Origin of the sequence: Agrobacterium albertimagni AOL15, assembly GCF_000300855.1 — a bacterium.
Taxonomy (GTDB): Bacteria; Pseudomonadota; Alphaproteobacteria; order Rhizobiales; family Rhizobiaceae; genus Allorhizobium; species Allorhizobium albertimagni.
In genome coordinates this window covers 256088-273866 of the sequence record NZ_ALJF01000010.1, presented here as the reverse complement: position 1 = coordinate 273866, position 17779 = coordinate 256088, and the positions used below count along the sequence as shown (strand labels likewise).

The window sequence follows — 17779 nt, the reverse complement described above, 5'->3', positions numbered from 1 at the left end:
TGCAACGCACGATGGTCAAGCGCGAGCGTGCCGAAATGAGACGGCGTGTCTCAGGCAAAAAGCGCTTCGAGCCCGGTGATGTCGCTCAAGATCATGTCGGATTGCTGGGTCAGCGTTTCCCGCGAGCCGGTTCCGGAGAGGACACCGATCTTCAGACCGGCCCCGGCATTCAGCCCCATATGCAGATCATGATTGTTGTCTCCGACGACGGCGACTTCAGACGGCGCAAGACCCGTTGCCGCGCAAAAGCCGAGCACCATGCCGGCCTCCGGCTTCTTGCCGTGGCCGCTGTCGTAGCCGGCGATGTAGTCCACGAAGGGCAGGATGCCGAGCCGTTCGGCAGCAACCCGGATCGAGCGTTCGTTGTCGCTGGAGGCGATGCCGAGGCGAAGGCCCTTGCCATGCAGTCGGGCAAAAAGCGGTCGAAGCTCGGTCACCGGCACGGAAAATTCTGCAGCCTTGGCGAAGCACGCGTCGATCTTCGGCACCAGAATATCCAGAGCGAAGGGCGAGCCAGCCGCGATCATGCCTTCAGCAATCTCGACCGTATTGCCGGCCGCAAACAGGCTGTCCGGAACAATGTCACCGGACACCGGATCCATGCCGCAGGCCTGAAGCAGGGCATCGGCCAAGGCCTGCTCCCCATCCGCCGCCATCAGGGCCACTTCCCGGTTGACCGGACCCCAGCTCGCGTCAAAATCGAGCAGCGTCCCGTCCTTGTCGAACAGGATGCCGGCAATCCGGGGTTTGTCGTTCATGGAAGAGGTCCTGACGTGGATGTCAGCTCTGGCCCGCGGCGCGCGGCTCGAGCTTGGCCTTGACGGAGAGAGGGCTGATATAGGGTTCGAGCCCCTTGAGGGTCGCGGTCAGCGCACCGCGCATTTCCTGCATGCTCTCAAGGCCGGCGTCGATCATCTTGGAGCGGGCGACTTCGTTGTTGAGCAGGAAATGCACGGCTTTGGCCAGCATTTCGGCATCGCGGACGATCCGGGCCGAGCCCTTGCGCACGAGTCGCTGGTAACTTTCGCGGAAATTGCTGACCTGCGGACCAGACAGGACGGCGCAGCCGAGCATGGCAGGCTCCAGCGGGTTTTGACCGCCTTCGGCCGAAAGCGAACGGCCGACGAATGCGACCTCCGTCAGGCGCAGATAAAGCCCCATCTCGCCGATGGTATCGCCAAGGAACACATCGGTCTCGGGCGTGATGACATCGCCACGCGTGCGGCGCGCGACCACCAAGCCCTTTTCGACCAGCATGGCCTCGATTTCGTCGCAGCGGTCGGGATGGCGTGGCACTAGCACGGTCAGCATGCCGGTATGGGCCTTCAGCGCCCGATGCACCATGGACGCGATCTTCTCTTCGCCCTCAAAGGTCGAGATTGCCGCCCAGGTCTTGCGGTTGCCGATTTGCTGGCGATAGCGCTCCAGCACCTGCTCATCGCAGGGCGGCGCGTCACTATCGACCTTGATGTTGCCCGACACGCTGACCGGCCAGGCGGCCAGATCGCGGAAGCGTTCCGCATCGAGGTCGGACTGGGCAATCACCAGCGCGAGCTTGCCGAAAAGGGTTTCGGCGATCGAGGGATGGCGCTTCCAGCGATCAAAGGACCGGTCAGACATGCGGGCATTGACGAGGATCTGCGGGATATGCCGCCGATGCAGTTCGGCAAGCGTCGTCGGCCAGATCTCGGATTCCACACCGATCGCAACATCCGGCTGCCAGTAGTCGAGGAAGCGACGAATGCAGGGGAGAAGGTCGAGCGGCACATACTGGTGCAGGACCATGTCGCCGAGGCGGTTCTTTGCGACTTCCGCCGAGGTGACAGTACCCGTGGTCAAGAGCACATGAATGTCGCGGCGGCGCAGTTCGCGCATCAGGGCGACGACGGCCGTCGTTTCGCCAACGCTCGCGGCATGGATCCAGACGAGCGGACCGGCGGGTCTAGCGAGGCTCGCATGGCCGAAACGTTCGCTGCGGCGGGCGCGATCTTCCTTGCCCTTGGCGGCCCGATAGGCAAGCAGGGGGCGCGACAGCGGATAGGCCGCAAGGCCCAACCAGCCGTAGGACGTCAGAGCGAGGGATGCGAGACCGTCGCTCAGTGCCATCGATCAAACCTGCTCATCTTCATCGACAATGCCGTTCTTCCCGTTCAGGAGGCGTCGCTACGCAACAAGAGAGATGCAAGAAGACTGAGTTGAAACCGTGACCATTGGAGGTCGAATGCAGCGACGGCGCGGTGGCCGCCGACCAGTCCTTACTTCTCGGAAGGATTGAGCAGCCGGTGCATGTGGACGATGAAGTAACGCATGTGGGCGTTGTCGACCGTCTCCTGTGCTTTCGCCTTCCAGGCGACAAGCGCGCTGGCATAGTCCGGGAAAATGCCGACGATATCGAGCTTGGTCAAATCACGGAACTGCACCTGTTCAAGGTTTGACAATTCACCGCCAAAAACGAGATGGAGAAGCTGCTTGTTTTCGTTGGATTCCGTCATGTTTGCGGCCTTTTTCTCATTCCTAGTCTGTTGGGAACCATCTGCGCGATTTCGCCCCAAAGGTCAACTCCGGGGAATTCGGGAGATGTTCTTCAGCAAGGCTGGAAGTAGTTCTCGCGATGCTGCGCAGAGCACCGGATGCGTCACCTCCTGCCTGTTGTATACGAGCGCTTCACCGTCGAGATCAGTGAGCGACCCGCCGGCACGCGCCAGGATCAGATCGGCAGCGGCAAGGTCCCAGTCGTGGGAGCTCTTCTTCACCAGCGTCGCATCGATGCGCCCGTCGGCCACCAATGCCAGCCGGTAGGCGAGCGAGGGTATGTGATCGACGCGCTCGATGCGGGGCCTGAGCACCGAGCTGAAACTTGCGACCATGTCCTGAGCCGAGGCGAGCTTCAGGCTGCCCTCGATGCCGGCCGTCGAGACTGAAATGTCCTGCCCGTTGCGGCGCGCGGGGCCATCGATCGTTGCGGTGAATTCCTCGCCCAGGGATGGCGCAACCAGGATGCCCGCCACAGGCTTTCCCCTGTGGACAACCGCCACAGACACGCACCAGGTATCCTTGCCTGCGAGGAAAGCCCGGGTGCCGTCGATCGGGTCGATGACGAAGAGCGTGTCGCAGGAAAGCCTAGCCGGATCGTCGTCGGTCTCCTCCGACAGCCAGCCGTAGTTCGGCCGGGCGTGACGAAGGATCTCCTCAAGGATGCGGTTGGCAGCGTAGTCGGCGGCGCTCACCGGCGAACGGCCCTCGTTCTTCCACCAGACCTCCGGCGACTGGCCGAAATGGGCCATTGCCACCTTGCCGGCCTCGCGGGCCGCCTCGGTGATCAGCGCAAGGTCCGCCTGCCAGTCGAAGTGCGGTATGGCCTCGGCCTTTCGATCAGAGTCCGGCAAGGGTCATACCCTCAATGGCAAGGGTGGGAGCTGCGACACCGAACTTGCGGTCTATGTCATTCGCCACCGTGATCCGCATGAACATGTCCTTCAGATTGGACGCGATCGTGATCTCGGAGACGGGATAGGTGAGTTCACCATTCTCGATCCAGAAGCCGCTTGCACCCCGGCTGTATTCGCCGGTGATCATGTCGACGCCACTGCCGATCATATCGGTGATGTAGAGCCCGGTGCCAACGCTGCGGATCAGGTCTTGCGGAGACATGTCACCAGGCTCCAGCGCCAGGTTGGTGGAGGACGGCGAGACCGAGGTGCCGCCGCGTACGCCACGACCATTGGTCGTCAGACCCAGTTCCCGGGCGGTGGACGACGACAGGAACCAGTGCTTCAGCACACCGTCCTCGATCATCGTCAGCGGCTTGCCCGACACACCCTCGCCATCGAAGGGGCGAGAGGAGGAGCCACGGACCTTCAGCGGATCATCGGTAATGTTGAGACCCGCTTTCAGGACCTGCTGGCCCATCTTGTCACGCAGGAAGGAGGTCTTGCGGGCAACCGAGGCACCATTGATGGCACCGGCAATGGTGCCGGCGAAGCCGCGGGCGACGCGCGGATCGAAAACCACGGTGAGGTTGGAGGCGGTCGGCACCTGACGCGGGTTCAGCCGCCGGATCGCGCGCTCGGCGGCGCGGCGGCCGATCTCCTCGGGGCTATCGAGATCGGCGAAATAGAGACGGCTGTCGAAATCATGGTCGCGCTCCATCTTCGTGCCCTCGCCGGCGATGACGCCGACCGAGCGGGAGAAGCGCGACGCGGCATAGCTGCCAGAGAAGCCGTGCGACGTGACGAGAACCATACCGCCCATGCCGGCCGAGGCACCGGCGCCCAGCGAATTGCTGACGCCGTTCACCGAGCGGGCCACCTCTTCCATGGCGAGCGCCGTTTCGCGCAGCTGATCGCCAGAGACCTCGGTCTCGTCGAAGAGCTGCAGGTCGGGAATGTCACGGGCGAGATCGCTCTCGTCGGCGAGACCGGCATAGGGATCTTCGGGCGAGACCTTGGCCATGGCGACCGCGCGTTCGGCGAGCGCCTTGAGGTCGAAGCCCGGATTGGCCGACACGCTCGCCACCTGGCGGCCGATGAAGACACGCAGCGAAAAGTCGTCACTTTCGGATGCTTCGGTCGACTCGACCTTGCCGAGGCGGACACTGACACCCTTGGACCGGGAGCGCACGACGACCGCATCTGCCTTGTCGGCACCCGCCTTGACGGCGAGGTCGACGAGCTGCTCGGCGCGTTCGAGGAGGTTGGCGGAATCGATTTGATTGGGCATAGGTTGGCCTTTCCTTCCCGCTCCATTTATTGTGCCTGTGATGGGGCATCAAGGGCGGTTCGGGCTTTTCCGTTCACGAGCCCGGCATAGGTCCATTTCAGGTCAACCCGATCGGGCAAACGAGGAGACAGAACCCTTGGCCAGCGCAACCGAAGCCCTGTTCGCCCAACCCCTGCTTCTCCTCGGAGGGGCGGTCATCGCAGCACCGCTTTTCCGCAAGCTGGGGCTCGGAACCGTGCTCGGCTATCTCGCCGCCGGCGTGGTGATCGGCCCCGTTCTGCACCTCATCGGAGGCTCCGGCGAGATCCTCGCGGTCGCCGAACTCGGCGTTGTGCTGCTGCTCTTCATCATCGGACTGGAACTGAAGCCTAGCCGCCTCTGGCACATGCGGCGTGATATTTTCGGGCTGGGTACGAGCCAGGTCGTGTTCACAGGTCTCGTGTTGACCGGCATCGTGATCGCGTCGGACCTGCTCGACTGGCGGGCCGCGTTGGTTGCCGGCTTCGGCCTCGCGCTGTCATCGACGGCCTTCGCCCTGCAATTGCTCGAAGACTATGGCGACATGAACAGCCGCTATGGCCAGCGCTCCTTCTCGATCCTCCTGTTCCAGGACCTCGCCATCGTGCCGCTTCTGGCCATGGTTTCGGTGCTCGGATCCCAGGGCGGCGACGTGCAGCAATCGCCCTTGATCGAAGTGGGAATCGCGATCGGCGCGGTGATCGGCATGATCCTCGCCGGCCGCTACCTGCTGACGCCGATGTTCCAGATCATCGCGCGGACGGGTGCGCGCGAGGTGATGATCGCGGCCGCTCTCTTCGTCGTTCTCGGATCGGCCTATCTCATGCAAGTCGCTGGCCTTTCGATGGCCATGGGCGCCTTCCTTGCCGGCGTGATGCTGGCCGAGTCGTCTTACCGCCACGAACTGGAGGCCGATATCGAGCCTTTCCGCGGATTGTTGCTCGCGCTGTTCTTCATCGCCGTCGGATTGTCGATGGAGCTTCAGGTCATCGTCGACAACCTGGCGCTGATCGCGATTGCCGTCCCCGTGCTGATGGCCGTCAAGGCCCTGGTCATCTACGGGATCACCCGCATCGCCGGCTCGTCACACAATGATGCCCTCCGCATCGGCATGCTCCTGCCACAGGGCGGCGAATTCGGCTTCGTGCTCTTTACCACCGCTGCGGCGGCAGGGCTTTTCAGCAATGCGCAATCTTCGCTGCTGATCTCGATCGTCACCTTGTCTATGGCGCTCACGCCGTTGACGGCACTGCTTGGCCAGCGGCTCCTCGCCCGACAGGCGGTCGACAAGGAACACATGGACGAAGACTTCGAAGGCGCCGGCTCGGATGTGCTGATGGTCGGCTTCTCTCGTTTCGGCCAGATCGCAGCGCAGATCCTTCTGGCGAGCGGGCGCGACGTGACCATTCTGGATGACAGTCCCGATCGCGTGCGACAGGCGGCAACCTTCGGCTTCCGCATCTATTTCGGCGACGGTACGCGGCTCGACATGCTGCGGGCGGCCGGCATCGAAAGGGCGAAGATTGTTGCGGTCTGTACCCACAAGAAGGAGATCACCGACAAGATCGTCGATCTGATCCGCTCGGAGTATCCGGACGTTCGCCTGTTCGTCCGCGCCTATGACCGCATCCACAGCCTGGAACTGCGGGCACGGGACGTGGAATACGAGTTGCGCGAAACCTTCGAGTCCGGCCTGCTCTTCGGACGGCGGACACTGGAGGGCCTCGGTGCCAGCGAAGACGAGGCCTATGACATCGCCGAGGATATCCGTCGGCGTGACGAGGAGCGGCTGAGGTTGCAGGCCCAGGAAGGCATTCTGGCGGGCCGGGAGCTCATGCACAAGCGACCGGTCAAGCCCGAACCGTTGATCAAGCCGAAGAAGCCGATCCAGGCCGTCGAGGAGGAAGAACAGGCGCCGGCCGCCTGATCTTCACCGACGTACGAAATCCTCCATGCGGGCCGATAGGTCCCGCTTCAGGGGCTCCTTGAGACGGTCGCAGAGTTCAAGGATCTGGCGCGCCTTGAAGAAATCGAGGACCTTGTAGCTGTTGACCTCGGGCCGCAGATAGATGTCCGGCTGGCAGATCTTCATTTTCAGCGCAATGTGCGACTGCATCATCAGCTGCGAGGCTCCGAACAGGCTGTCGATGCGGTTCGGCACCAGGGAGCCATCACCTTCCGGGGCGCCGATTACATCAACGGCAATCATGATGTCGACCTTGCCTACCAGATGGTCATAGGGCACCGGGTTGAAGATGCCTCCATCGATCATCAGGCGGCCACCGATGGTGACGGGCGCAAAGAGCGCGGGAATGGCGGCAGACGCCGACAGCGCCTCATAGAGATCGCCTTCACTGCGGACCAGTTCGCACTGGCCGTAATAATCGGTGGCGATCACCGTCAGCGGCAGCCGGAGATCTGCAAAGCTCTCTGGGATCTCAGGCGGGAGGAAGGCGCGCAAGAGGCGCGGCAGGTTGAACTGCCCGAGGCGGACGCCACCAAGGGCGCGAATGCTGGCAGGCCGCAAGCCCCAGAAGCGGTTGAGCACGAGGCCTCGGTTGTCGGCAAGCTGCAGCGTGTAGTCCCTGATGTCACGGCCGGACATGCCGGCGGCATAACCGGCACCGAGGATCGCTCCCATCGAGGACCCGGCGATCAGCGCCGGCTTGATTCCGAGCTCATCGAAGACTTCGAGCACCGGGATATGGGCAAAGCCGCGCGCGCCCCCTGCCCCGAGTGCCAGACCGATGGTCGGATCGGCCTTTACAGCTTCAGAGGGGATGGGCGTTTCGGCGACGAGATCCATGGGCTGAGCCTTTCTCCGCTGAGGGGATCAGGACGGCCTATAGGAAAAGAAGTACATTTTCGTGTCACCGAAGGTCCGCTCCTCGACGAAGGCGAAAACCGGGTCGACAGAGACCTGAACATCGGCGCGCTCTTCGAGGATGACGAGGGCGTCCTTCGCCAGCCAGCCACCCCGATGGGCCGAGAGCAGCGCCTTCTCACCCAGCCCCTTGCCATAGGGCGGATCGGCAAAGACCAGTTCGAAGGGTTCGATGTTGTTAGCAGGGCCGAGATCGGTCGCGTCGCGCCTCAACATGCGGGCGCGGCCATGCAGGCCGAACGCATCGATGTTTTCCCAGAGCAGGCCGCGACCCTCAACGCTGTTTTCGACGAAGAGTGCCGACTTGCAGCCGCGCGACAGCGCCTCGATGCCGACAGCACCTGTGCCGGCAAAGAGATCGAGGATGCGGGTGCCGTCGAGCACGCCCGGATGGGCATGCGCCAGGATGTTGAACAGGCTCTCGCGCGTCCGGTCGACGGTCGGCCTGATGTCATTCGACTTCGGCGTGGCCAGGCTGCGGCCACGAAACTCACCGCCGACGATGCGCATGACGGCTTACCTCTTGCCCTTCGGCGCACCGCCGCGGCTGCCCGAGGGCTTAGCCCCGGGACCACCGGAGCGCGGGCCGCCTGGGGCACGTCCGCCCGGCTTGCCGCCGAAGCTCTTGCCGCCACCCGGCTTGCCACCAAATGACTTGCCCGCAGGTTTGCCAGACGGCTTGCCGCCGAAGGACTTGCCCGCCGGCCTGTCACCAAATGGCTTGGCACCACGCGGCTTGTCGCCGAATGGACGCTCACCACGGGGCCGGTCATCGCGGGGTCTGTCGTCGCGGGGGCGATCATCGCGGGGGCGGTCGCCGCGCGGGGGCCGGTCACCGAAATCGCGTTTCGGGCCACGGTCGGAAAACTCGCGGCGCGGGCCACGCTCGTCGCCGTCACGGCGCGGCGCACGCTCGGCGCGATCGCCGAAATCACGCTTGGGGCCGCGTTCTGCTCCCTCGCGGCGCGGGCCACGATCCGATCCCTCACGACGCGGTGCACGATCATCACCGTCTCGGCGGGGCGGACGGGCGCCGAAGCCACCGGGCTTTCCACCACGGTCACCACGGTCACCACCGCGACCGCCAGGCTTCTGGTCCGGGCCGTCGGCGCGGATCCAATCGCCCTCTTCGTCCCGGGCGCGGGTGATCTGTACGGTAGACGTCGGACGATCGTCGAAGCGCTCGGTGGGCTTAGGCCCACGCGGATCGGGCTTGCGACGGGCAGCCGCTGCTGCCGCCTTTTCGCCGAGCGGACGCGCACCGGGCGCCATCCAGACGTTGGCGGTGCGGCCCTTGGTGTTGCCGGCCGGGCGCTTCGGCTTGTCAGAGAACTTGTCGCCGGATTTGGCACCCTCGTCGCGGCGGGTGTCGAGGCGTCCGAGTACCTTCTCGCGGCGGTCACCCTTGTCGGACCAGTCCTTCGGCGCGCGCTTCTTTTCAGACGGACGTTCGTCGCGACCCCATTCGGGCTTCGCTTCGCGGGCAGGCTTCTTCCCCGATACTGCTGGGGCGTCCTCGTCGTCGACCTCGGCCCCATGGGCGTAGATCGGAGCATCGAAATTGGCCTTGGATTCCTCGATCAGGCGTGGGCCCAGCTGATCGCGCAGCATGCGGCCGCGGACTTCGAGCACCTTGCCTTCGGGCAGGTCGCCAAGCTGGAACGGGCCATAGGAGATACGGATGAGGCGGTTGACCTCGAGACCGAGTGCGCCGAGCACGTTCTTGATTTCGCGGTTCTTGCCTTCGCGCAGACCCATCGTGATCCAGACATTATGGCCCTGCTTGCGGTCGAGCGTCGCGTCGATCGCGCCGTAGAGCACGCCATCGACGGCGATACCTTCCTTCAGCGCGTCGAGTGCCGGCTGATCGACCTCACCATAGGCGCGCACGCGGTAACGACGCAGCCAGCCGGTGGTCGGAAGTTCCAGCACGCGGGCAAGGCCCCCGTCATTGGTCAGCAGCAGCAGGCCCTCGGTGTTGATGTCGAGGCGGCCGATCGACATGACGCGCGGCAGTTCTTCCGGTAGATTCTCGAACACCGTCGCGCGGCCTTCGGGATCGGCATTGGTGGTCACCAGGCCGGCCGGCTTGTGATAGAGCCAGAGGCGCGTGCGCTCGATGCCGCGGATCGGCTGGCCATCGACCTCGATCGTGTCGGCGAGCGTGGCGTTGTGGACCGGGGTCTCCAGCACCTTGCCGTTCACGGACACGCGGCCTTCCATGATCATCCGCTCGATATCGCGACGGGATGCAACACCGGCACGGGCGAGAAGCTTGGAAATGCGTTCGGGCTTCACGGTCTCGTCGCCAGCGGGCGCAGCGGCGCGCGGCGCGCGGGCGGGCTTGTCTGCGGCGGCTACGGACGGCTTGGCGGACGGTTTTCTGGTTTGCGGCTTGCCGCTGCGGTCGGAGGACTTTGCCCCCGGACGCTTGGACTTGTCTTTGAATGTCATTTGTTGTTTGCCTGTGGTTTGGGCTGTCGTATCAGGTCGCGCGGCTCTGGTTAAGTGGAAAGTTCGTGCATGGGGAAGACAAACGGCTTCATGGAGGCGGCCTTCGAGGAGGCGCATGCCGCCGGGGCACGCGGCGAAGTTCCGATCGGTGCCGTGGTGGTGCGCGACGGCGAGATCCTCGGGCGGGCCGGCAACGAGTCGAGAGCCCTCAACGACGTCACCGCCCACGCCGAGATCCTAGCCATTCGCCGCGCGGCGGAAGCGGTCGGCGACGAGCGTCTGGTCGATGCCGATCTCTATGTCACGCTCGAGCCCTGCACGATGTGTGCGGCCGCGATCTCCTTTGCTCGAATTCGCCGACTCTATTATGCTGCTCACGATATCAAGGGCGGAGCAGTCGAGAACGGCGTGCGCTTCTATCATCAGCCGACATGCCACCATGTTCCGGAGGTCTATTCCGGCATTCGCGAGAGCGAGGCCGCGGACCTGCTGCGGAGCTTCTTTCAGGAAAGGAGAGACTGATGGTCTACGTCTTGCTCGCCGTGTCTATCGCGGCCATGGCCGGCATCGCGATCTGGGCCTATCGCAATATTGCTCCCGATGCAGACCGGCTACCGATGCAGTGGTCGGCAAGCGGCGAGATCAACTGGCGAGCACCGCGATTGATCGCCATTGCGGTCACCCCGCTGCTGATGCTTTCACTCATGGTGGTGATCTTCGTTTTCTCGCGCCATGACCATGCCGAGCGGGACATGGCGCTGATGTGGATTTCCTTCATCGGCCCGGCGCTCCAGGCCGTGCATATCGCGCTGATGGCGCGGGCGATCGAAAACGAGGAGTGAACCGGCCTTATTCGCCGCCGGCAAAGGCTTTCAGCTTATCACCAGTCAGCCGGTAGCGGATCCACTCGTTTTGCGGCTCGGCACCCACGGCGTCATAGACGCGGATCGCAGGTTCGTTCCAGTCGAGCACGCTCCATTCGAAACGGCCACAGCCCTTTTCCACCGCCACCCGCGCCAGATGCCTGAGCAGGAGTTTTCCGGCACCAGAGCCGCGACAATCGGGCGAGACGTAGAGGTCTTCGAGATAAAGACCGTTTTTTGCCTGCCAGGTGGAATAGCTGTAGAACCAGACGGCGAAACCGGCCGGGCGTCCGTCATGTTCGAGGATCACCGCTTCGGTGACGGAACCCTCGCCGAAGATCGAGGCGCGGATCGTTTCCTCCGTCGCCTCCACCTCATGGCCTGCCTTTTCATAGACGGCGAGTTCGGTGATGAAGCCGTGAATGACGGCGGCATCGTCTGGTGTTGCGGGACGGATGGTGAAGGGCATGGGTGGACCTCAAGCAAAAGGGCAGGCCGTTTCCGCCCTGCCCTGAAAATCACGATATCGGAGAAGACTTACTGGAAGGGCGTCCACCAGGAACTGCCCTGACGCGCCGCCTTGGCTTCGGCCTTGCGACGCTTTTCCTTCTTGGCTTCCGGCTCGCCCAGATCGCTCAGCGCCACATCCTGGGTCTGGCGATACTCGGTTGGCGGATCTGAAAGAAGGCGGCGCTGATCAAGATAGGCGCCCTTCTGCAGCTGGCGGGCGTCGCGGAATGCCTGCCACTTCTGCGTCTCGGTCATGGTGCCGGCCGTGCCGTAGCCGGCGAGCAGCGGCGAGCGATAACGCGGATTGTCGGCATTGGCGTCAGCTTCGGCGACCAGACGTTCGCGGGCCTCTTCCGGCGATTCCACCCATTCCGGATTGTTTTCGCGGCTGGCCACCGACGCCTGGGGCGCCACGAGCGCTGCCGTCTGCGTGCCGCCCGGGGGCAGCACGAGGTCGGGACGGGGATTATACTTAGTGCCCTTGTTGGCGGGCTCACGCGGCGCGATCGAGACGGCAGAGCCGACGTCATCCACCAGCTGCTCCATCGCCGTCTTGTCGGTGCCGTAGGTCGGGCTGCCGACGCAGCCGGACAAACCAGCCGTGACGCCGAAGAGACCAACCAGACCGAGGCCAACTCTGAACAGATATGCCGAATTCATGAATGCCTACCAGCCTCGCCGCAGTTTCATCAGTCGTGCCGAATACACGTGACCAGCCCTGCCGGTCGAATTCGGCCAATTTCAGGCAGTTTTACCGGATGACCCGCGAAAGCGCAAATCATCCGGTCACATTTCCTCATTCTGTCTTCAGCCGGCAGCCTGAGCGAGCTCGCGCAGCGCCTGTGCATCGCGGGCCGAGACATCAGGATAATCCGGATCGGAGCCGACATCCTTAGTGATCTTCCAGGAACGAGCGCATTTCTTGCCTTCGGCAAGCTTCGGCTCGACCGCGACCTTCGTGCCGTCATCGAGACGGAAGGCTTCCGAGGGGCCATCGCCTGCCACGACCTGGATATCCGAGGTGATGCAGATCTCGGCGAAGTCGAGGCCATCGAGCGCCTTCAGTAGCTCGGCGTCGGCGACATGAACGACCGGAGCCGCTTCCAGCGACGAGCCGATGCGCTTTTCCTTGCGCTCGATTTCGAGCGCGCCGGTGACGGCACGACGCACCGCGCGAACGCCCTTCCACTTTTCGGCAACGACCTCGTTCGACCAGTCGGCAGACACCGTCGGGAACTGTTCGAGATGGACCGACTCGGCCTTGGGATCACGCGACAGCCAGGCTTCTTCCGTCGTGAATGGCATCATCGGCGCAAACCAAAGGACCAGGCAGTCGAACAGCTTGCGGATGACGAAAAGGGCCGAGCGGCGCTTCAGGCTCGACGGGGCGTCGCAATAGAGCGTGTCCTTGCGGATGTCGAAATAGAAGGCCGAGAGCTCGACATTGGCGAAATCGCTGAGAGCGCGGACGATCCGCTTGAAGTCGAACTCGTCATAGGCCTTGCGGACCAGCTGGTCGAGTTCGGCCAGACGGTGCAGCATCAGCTTTTCGAGTTCCGGGAGATCGGCATAGGCAATCTCGTCGCCATGGTCATGGGCGAGCGTGCCGAGCATCCAGCGGACCGTGTTGCGGATCTTGCGGTAGGCGTCGATATTGGTCTGGATGATCGTCTTGCCGAGGCGCTGGTCCTCGGCATAGTCGGTCGACATGACCCAGAGGCGAAGGATATCGGCGCCGGATTCCTTCATCACGTCCTGCGGCGTCACCGTATTGCCGAGCGACTTCGACATCTTGCGGCCGTCCTCGGCCATGGTGAAGCCATGGGTGATGACGGCATTGTAAGGCGCACGGCCGCGGGTGGCGCAGCTTTCGAGCAGGGAGGAATGGAACCAGCCGCGATGCTGGTCGGAGCCTTCCAGATAGACGTCCGCCGGCCATTTCAGGTCCGGGCGGTCTTCCAGCGTGAAGGTGTGGGTCGAGCCTGAATCGAACCAGACGTCGAGGATGTCTGACACCATCTGCCACTTTTCGCCGTCATGCTCGCCGGCCAGGAAGCGTTCCTTGGCACCTTCGGCGAACCAGGCATCGGCGCCTTCCTTCTCGAAGGCTTCAAGGATGCGGGCGTTGACCTTTTCGTCCTTCAGGACATTGCCTTCTGCATCGGCGAAGACGCAGATCGGCACGCCCCAGGCGCGCTGGCGGGAGAGAACCCAATCCGGACGCTGCTCGATCATGGCGCGCAGACGGTTCTGGCCACCGGATGGCACGAAGCGGGTCTGGTCGATGGCAGACAAGGCGCGGCTGCGCAGCGTCGTGCCGTCGCCGAGTTCCTTGTCCATGTAGACAAACCACTGCGGCGTGTTGCGGAAGATGACCGGCTTCTTGGAGCGCCAGGAATGCGGATATTCGTGCTTGATGCGGCCGCGAGCGAAGAGGTTGTTGGCCTTGATGAGAGCGTCCATGACACGCTTGTTGGCGTCGCCCTTCTTGCCGTTATCATCGAGCACGCGGGCAGCACCACCTTCGGCCGAGGGGCCAAAGCCGGGGGCGTCTTCCGTGTAGAAGCCGGCATCGTCGACCGGGAACGGGATCTTCACATCGATGCCACGGGCTTCAAGCGCGCGGACATTCGCCATCCAGGCTTCAAAGTCTTCGCGACCGTGCGACGGCGCGGTGTGGACGAAGCCGGTACCGGCGTCATCGGTAACGTGGTCGCCGTCAAGCATCGGGACGGCGAAGGTGTAGCCGAGGTCAGCAAGCGGATGGGCACAAGTGATCGCGCCGAGTTCATCGGCTTCAAGATCTGCAATGTGACGAAGGACGATCTTGGCCTTAGCCCCACATTCCTCGGCCAAACGCCTAGCAAAAATAAGCTTCTCGCCCGGCTGAGGGCCAAAGTCGTTGTCCGCTTCAGTGACCTCAAACAAGCCGTATGGGATCTTGGACGAGAACGAGATAGCTCTATTCCCAGGGATGGTCCACGGGGTCGTCGTCCAGATAACGACGGAAGCCGAACGCAATTGTTCAAGCCTTTCTGTGCTCGCGGCCGCGCCAAGAACATTCTGGCGAACCTCGCTGAGCACGGCCTCGACCACCGGGAACTTCACCCAGATCGTGTCGCTCTCGACCTCGGCATATTCCACTTCGGCTTCGGCGAGCGCCGTGCGCTCGACGACCGACCACATGATCGGCTTGGAGCCGCGATAGAGCTGGCCGGACATGGCGATCTTCAGAAGTTCGCCGGCGATGCGGGCTTCTGAGTGGAAGGCCATCGTCGTATAGGGATTGTCGAAATCACCCTCGATGCCGAGGCGGCGGAATTCCTCGGCCTGGATGTTGATCCAGCCCTGGGCAAAATCGCGGCATTCCTGGCGGAATTCGTTGACCGGGACCTCGTTCTTGTCCTTGCCCTTCTCGCGGTACTTTTCCTCGATCTTCCACTCGATCGGCAGGCCGTGGCAATCCCAGCCGGGCACGTAATTGCTATCAAAGCCGCGCATCTGGAAGGAGCGGGTGATGACGTCCTTCAGCACCTTGTTCAGCGCATGGCCGATATGGATGTTGCCGTTGGCATAGGGCGGACCGTCATGCAGGACGAATTTTTCGCGGCCGGCGGCCGAGGCACGCAGCTTCTTATACAGTCCCATCTGCTTCCACTTTGCCGCCATTTCCGGCTCCTTCTGGGGAAGGCCGGCGCGCATCGGGAATTCGGTCTCTGGCAGATAGAGGGTCTTGGAGTAGTCGATCTTCTCAGGGGTATCGGTCATGGATCAGCCATCGGATGGGGCGACCTCAAGCGGTCGCGGAATTATGTCATGGATTGGCGGCAAGCGGGCGCTAAGGCTTTCAGACCCAACGCCAAAAACCCGGACCTTCCCGCAGCTCTTCAAGCCGCCGGGAGGGCCGGGCCAATAATTCGAATGATCCGGGCCGCCGAAAGATACGTCATGTTGCCGCGTTCTTTAGGGGTTTTTCGCGCCAAAAGGAAGGGGCAAGATAATGGCTGCAAAGCCGCTTTACTCGCCGCCGTCTGCCTCAACGACCGCACGCAGGGCGTCGTTGATACGGTCCTGCCAGCCGGGGCCGTCCTTCTGGAAATGTGCGAGGACTGCGCTGTCGAGCTTGATCGAGACGAGTTCCTTGACGTCGGGTGCCGCACGGCGCTCGACAACCGGGGCTGCCGGCTTTTTCACGGGCTTGAACAACGCCTCGGCGGCATCCTTCGGGTTTACGGGTCTGCGTGGCGTCATGGCCATGGGATGCCTTTCGGGCTGTCTCGATTGATATGCTGGGCGCAATAGGCGTCAATGCATGGGAGGCGTCAAGCCGTGATGGTCGTGAGGATACCGGGAACAACTCAGCCCGATCGACCGACGGCATCGGCAAAGAATTCGGCCTTTGCCAGCCTACGAGCGATGAGGATCCCGACGAGAAGGGCCGCCACGAAGATGGCGGCTGAGGTGTGGCCGAGGCCGAGTGCGGGGATGGATGCGCCGGGGCAGAAGCCGGCAATACCCCAGCCGATGCCGAAGACAGCGGAACCGCCGATCAGCTTCGCATCGATGGCGCTCGGCTTGGGCAGGCGGAAGGACTGGTCGAAGAGTGGCTTCTCGCGCATCCGGAAGAGGATCGCATAGCCGGGAGCTGCGACAGTGAGCGCTCCGGCCATGACGAAGGCGAGGCTCGGATCGAAACTGCCGGCAAGATCGAAGAAGTTGAGCACCTTGGCAGGGTTTGCCATGCCGGAAAGGGCGATACCGGTTCCGAAGAGGGCACCGATCAGGAAGACCAGGAGAAAGCGCATCAGATCGTGACCCCGAAGATGTGGCGGATGAGGAAGACGGTGAGGATGGCAAAGGCCATGAAGGTAGCGGTGGCCGCAATCGAGCGGCGTGACAGGCGCGCCATGCCGCAGATGCCGTGGCCCGAGGTGCAGCCGGAGCCGAAGGTGACACCGATGCCGGCGATCAGCCCGCCGATCACGAGGGCTGTGGTGGAAACCGGAACCGAATACTCGACCTCGTATCCGCCGAGCGTCAGGGCCAGCGGCGCAAGGATCGCCCCGGCGAGAAAGGCGGCCTTCCATTTCCAGTCAGAACCGAGCGGCGGCAGGATGCCGCCGATGATCGCGGTCATGCCGGCAATCCGGCCCCAGGTGAGCATCAAAAGGAGTGCCGAGAGGCCGATCAGCAGGCCGCCGGCGAAGGACATCAGGGGGGTGAATTCGGTCAAGAGAAGCTCCAGCATTCCCGCTTTGACACGGGGGATCAATCACATAGGTGCATCCATATGTGAGGCAATGCCGGGCGGCAATTCAAATCAGCGAGACCGAAGTGCCTCAGAACGCGATGGCAGCGTCGAGGGCGCCAATTGGCTTGACGCCCGAGAGCAGTGCCCTTGCCTCGTCCGCATCCTTGTGGATCTGCGCGACCAGCGGATCGAGACCATCGAACTTCCATTCGTCGCGCAGGAAGCCGAAGAGCGAAACCGAACAGATTTCGCCGTAGAGATCGCCGGAGAAATCGAAAATGAAGGTTTCGAGCCAGGGGTCGCCATTGCTGGTGACCGTCGGGCGATAGCCGAAGCTTGCGACGCCATCACGGATGATGCCATCGGGGCGGCGGAAGCGGACGGCATAGATGCCAGGCTTGAGCGTTGCTTCCGGCGGCAGATGCATGTTGGCGGTCGGAAAGCCGAGCGTGCGGCCGAGCTGCTGGCCCTTCATGATTTCCGCCTCGACCGTATAGCGATAGCCGAGGAGACCAGCGGCTTCCGAAACGTTTCCCTCGGCGATGAGGCCCCGGATCCGGCTCGAGGAAATGACCTCGGTTCCCTCGTCGCGGAAGGCATCCACGAGGCAGACACCAAAACCATGACGACTGCCGGCCTGCATGAGATAGGCGGGGCCGCCTTCCCTGCCCTTGCCGAAATGGAAATCGAAGCCGGTCACGACTTCTTTTGCACCCAGCCAGTCGCCCAGGATCGACTGGACGAAATCCTCGGCCGAGCGCTGCGAGAATTCCCGGTCGAAGGGATATTCGATCACCGAATGGAAGCCCATGGCCTCCAGGATACGGGCGCGCAGGGATGGCGGCGTCAGCCGGAAGACCGGCTTGTCGGGATTGAAGACGGTGCGCGGATGCGGCTCGAATGTGAGAACGAGAGCAGGAACGCCCAGCGCCTCGGCCCGCTCCAACGCCCGGCTCAACACCGCCTGATGACCGCGATGCACGCCATCGAAATTGCCGATGGCCACCACACCGCCGCGAAGGGCTGATGGCAGCGGCTCTTTCTTTTCGTTGCGGTGAAAGACGGTCATCGCAGGTCCCG

General features: G+C 63.2%; 18 protein-coding genes. 3 read left to right on the top strand and 15 right to left on the bottom strand.

Annotated features, from left to right (window positions below; genetic code table 11):
- Positions 1-50: 50 nt before the first annotated feature.
- The 5 genes from QWE_RS13100 to QWE_RS13080 form a co-directional block, all read right to left on the bottom strand.
- Positions 51-758: an HAD family hydrolase gene (locus tag QWE_RS13100; RefSeq protein WP_006726616.1), complete on the bottom strand. Its 708-nt coding sequence runs from the start codon at positions 756-758 to the stop codon at positions 51-53.
- A 22-nt stretch (positions 759-780) separates the two neighbouring features.
- Positions 781-2100 carry a lipid IV(A) 3-deoxy-D-manno-octulosonic acid transferase gene (waaA, locus tag QWE_RS13095; protein WP_040300213.1) on the bottom strand — a complete coding sequence of 440 codons (1320 nt, stop codon included), beginning with the start codon at positions 2098-2100 and terminating at the stop codon, positions 781-783.
- A 155-nt stretch (positions 2101-2255) separates the two neighbouring features.
- Entirely contained in the window at positions 2256-2492 is a 237-nt protein-coding gene (locus QWE_RS13090; protein WP_006726614.1) for a DUF4170 domain-containing protein, read from the bottom strand.
- Positions 2493-2555: 63 nt separating this feature from the next.
- Positions 2556-3386, bottom strand: a complete 831-nt coding sequence (locus QWE_RS13085) for a 3'(2'),5'-bisphosphate nucleotidase CysQ (protein ID WP_006726613.1) — start codon at positions 3384-3386, stop codon at positions 2556-2558.
- Positions 3373-4719, bottom strand: a complete 1347-nt coding sequence (locus QWE_RS13080; protein ID WP_006726612.1) for a TldD/PmbA family protein — start codon at positions 4717-4719, stop codon at positions 3373-3375. The genes QWE_RS13085 and QWE_RS13080 overlap by 14 nt, the downstream gene beginning before the upstream one ends.
- Positions 4720-4855: 136 nt before the next feature.
- On the opposite strand from QWE_RS13080, the gene QWE_RS13075 reads away from it, so the two are divergent.
- Positions 4856-6664, top strand: coding sequence for a monovalent cation:proton antiporter-2 (CPA2) family protein (locus QWE_RS13075; protein WP_006726611.1), 1809 nt, complete (start codon positions 4856-4858; stop codon positions 6662-6664).
- Between the two features lie 3 nt (positions 6665-6667).
- Here QWE_RS13075 and QWE_RS13070 read toward each other — a convergent pair whose 3' ends face one another.
- The 3 genes from QWE_RS13070 to QWE_RS13060 are packed head-to-tail and all read right to left on the bottom strand — an operon-like array spanning position 6668 to position 10075.
- On the bottom strand, positions 6668-7543 hold the full coding sequence (locus QWE_RS13070) for a patatin-like phospholipase family protein (RefSeq protein WP_006726610.1): 876 nt from the start codon (positions 7541-7543) through the stop codon (positions 6668-6670).
- Between the two features lie 27 nt (positions 7544-7570).
- Positions 7571-8131 carry a 16S rRNA (guanine(966)-N(2))-methyltransferase RsmD gene (rsmD, locus tag QWE_RS13065; RefSeq protein ID WP_006726609.1) on the bottom strand — a complete coding sequence of 187 codons (561 nt, stop codon included), beginning with the start codon at positions 8129-8131 and terminating at the stop codon, positions 7571-7573.
- Positions 8132-8137: 6 nt separating this feature from the next.
- A complete protein-coding gene (locus QWE_RS13060) occupies positions 8138-10075 on the bottom strand; it encodes a pseudouridine synthase (protein WP_006726608.1) in 1938 nt (645 codons plus the stop codon).
- 69 nt (positions 10076-10144) lie between these two features.
- Between QWE_RS13060 and QWE_RS13055 the strand changes: the two genes are divergently transcribed.
- Positions 10145-10597 (top strand): nucleoside deaminase, encoded by a 453-nt coding sequence (locus QWE_RS13055; RefSeq protein ID WP_006726607.1) that lies wholly within the window; start codon positions 10145-10147, stop codon positions 10595-10597.
- Positions 10597-10917, top strand: a complete 321-nt coding sequence (locus QWE_RS24445) for a hypothetical protein (protein ID WP_006726606.1) — start codon at positions 10597-10599, stop codon at positions 10915-10917. The genes QWE_RS13055 and QWE_RS24445 overlap by 1 nt, the downstream gene beginning before the upstream one ends.
- 7 nt (positions 10918-10924) lie before the next feature.
- On the opposite strand, the gene QWE_RS13045 is transcribed toward QWE_RS24445, so the two are convergent.
- The 7 genes from QWE_RS13045 to QWE_RS13015 all read right to left on the bottom strand — a co-directional run bounded on the left by QWE_RS13045 (position 10925) and on the right by QWE_RS13015 (position 17768).
- Positions 10925-11407: a GNAT family N-acetyltransferase gene (locus QWE_RS13045; protein WP_006726604.1), complete on the bottom strand. Its 483-nt coding sequence runs from the start codon at positions 11405-11407 to the stop codon at positions 10925-10927.
- A gap of 68 nt (positions 11408-11475) precedes the next feature.
- Positions 11476-12108: a hypothetical protein gene (locus QWE_RS13040; protein ID WP_006726602.1), complete on the bottom strand. Its 633-nt coding sequence runs from the start codon at positions 12106-12108 to the stop codon at positions 11476-11478.
- A 147-nt stretch (positions 12109-12255) separates the two neighbouring features.
- Positions 12256-15216 (bottom strand): isoleucine--tRNA ligase, encoded by a 2961-nt coding sequence (gene ileS / locus QWE_RS13035; protein ID WP_006726601.1) that lies wholly within the window; start codon positions 15214-15216, stop codon positions 12256-12258.
- 249 nt (positions 15217-15465) lie between these two features.
- Complete coding sequence (locus tag QWE_RS13030) at positions 15466-15705, bottom strand: BrnA antitoxin family protein (protein ID WP_006726600.1); 240 nt, start codon at positions 15703-15705, stop codon at positions 15466-15468.
- Positions 15706-15806: 101 nt separating this feature from the next.
- Positions 15807-16253, bottom strand: coding sequence for a DUF6691 family protein (locus QWE_RS13025; RefSeq protein WP_006726599.1), 447 nt, complete (start codon positions 16251-16253; stop codon positions 15807-15809).
- Entirely contained in the window at positions 16253-16696 is a 444-nt protein-coding gene (locus QWE_RS13020) for a YeeE/YedE family protein (protein WP_006726598.1), read from the bottom strand. The genes QWE_RS13025 and QWE_RS13020 overlap by 1 nt, the downstream gene beginning before the upstream one ends.
- A 91-nt stretch (positions 16697-16787) precedes the next feature.
- A complete protein-coding gene (locus QWE_RS13015; protein WP_006726597.1) occupies positions 16788-17768 on the bottom strand; it encodes a bifunctional riboflavin kinase/FAD synthetase in 981 nt (326 codons plus the stop codon).
- Between the last annotated feature and the right edge of the window lie 11 nt (positions 17769-17779).

What these genes read in the sequence shown, in the direction of transcription:
- QWE_RS13100 (WP_006726616.1), bottom strand. Translation starts at nt 758, where the DNA reads ATGAACGACAAACCCCGGATTGCCGGCATCCTGTTCGACAAGGACGGG.
- QWE_RS13090 (WP_006726614.1), bottom strand. Translation starts at nt 2,492, where the DNA reads ATGACGGAATCCAACGAAAACAAGCAGCTTCTCCATCTCGTTTTTGGC.
- QWE_RS13080 (WP_006726612.1), bottom strand. Translation starts at nt 4,719, where the DNA reads ATGCCCAATCAAATCGATTCCGCCAACCTCCTCGAACGCGCCGAGCAG.
- QWE_RS13070 (WP_006726610.1), bottom strand. Translation starts at nt 7,543, where the DNA reads ATGGATCTCGTCGCCGAAACGCCCATCCCCTCTGAAGCTGTAAAGGCC.
- rsmD (WP_006726609.1), bottom strand. Translation starts at nt 8,131, where the DNA reads ATGCGCATCGTCGGCGGTGAGTTTCGTGGCCGCAGCCTGGCCACGCCG.
- QWE_RS13060 (WP_006726608.1), bottom strand. Translation starts at nt 10,075, where the DNA reads ATGACATTCAAAGACAAGTCCAAGCGTCCGGGGGCAAAGTCCTCCGAC.
- QWE_RS13055 (WP_006726607.1), top strand. Translation starts at nt 10,145, where the DNA reads ATGGGGAAGACAAACGGCTTCATGGAGGCGGCCTTCGAGGAGGCGCAT.
- QWE_RS24445 (WP_006726606.1), top strand. Translation starts at nt 10,597, where the DNA reads ATGGTCTACGTCTTGCTCGCCGTGTCTATCGCGGCCATGGCCGGCATC.
- QWE_RS13045 (WP_006726604.1), bottom strand. Translation starts at nt 11,407, where the DNA reads ATGCCCTTCACCATCCGTCCCGCAACACCAGACGATGCCGCCGTCATT.
- QWE_RS13040 (WP_006726602.1), bottom strand. Translation starts at nt 12,108, where the DNA reads ATGAATTCGGCATATCTGTTCAGAGTTGGCCTCGGTCTGGTTGGTCTC.
- ileS (WP_006726601.1), bottom strand. Translation starts at nt 15,216, where the DNA reads ATGACCGATACCCCTGAGAAGATCGACTACTCCAAGACCCTCTATCTG.
- QWE_RS13030 (WP_006726600.1), bottom strand. Translation starts at nt 15,705, where the DNA reads ATGGCCATGACGCCACGCAGACCCGTAAACCCGAAGGATGCCGCCGAG.
- QWE_RS13025 (WP_006726599.1), bottom strand. Translation starts at nt 16,253, where the DNA reads ATGCGCTTTCTCCTGGTCTTCCTGATCGGTGCCCTCTTCGGAACCGGT.
- QWE_RS13020 (WP_006726598.1), bottom strand. Translation starts at nt 16,696, where the DNA reads ATGCTGGAGCTTCTCTTGACCGAATTCACCCCCCTGATGTCCTTCGCC.
- QWE_RS13015 (WP_006726597.1), bottom strand. Translation starts at nt 17,768, where the DNA reads ATGACCGTCTTTCACCGCAACGAAAAGAAAGAGCCGCTGCCATCAGCC.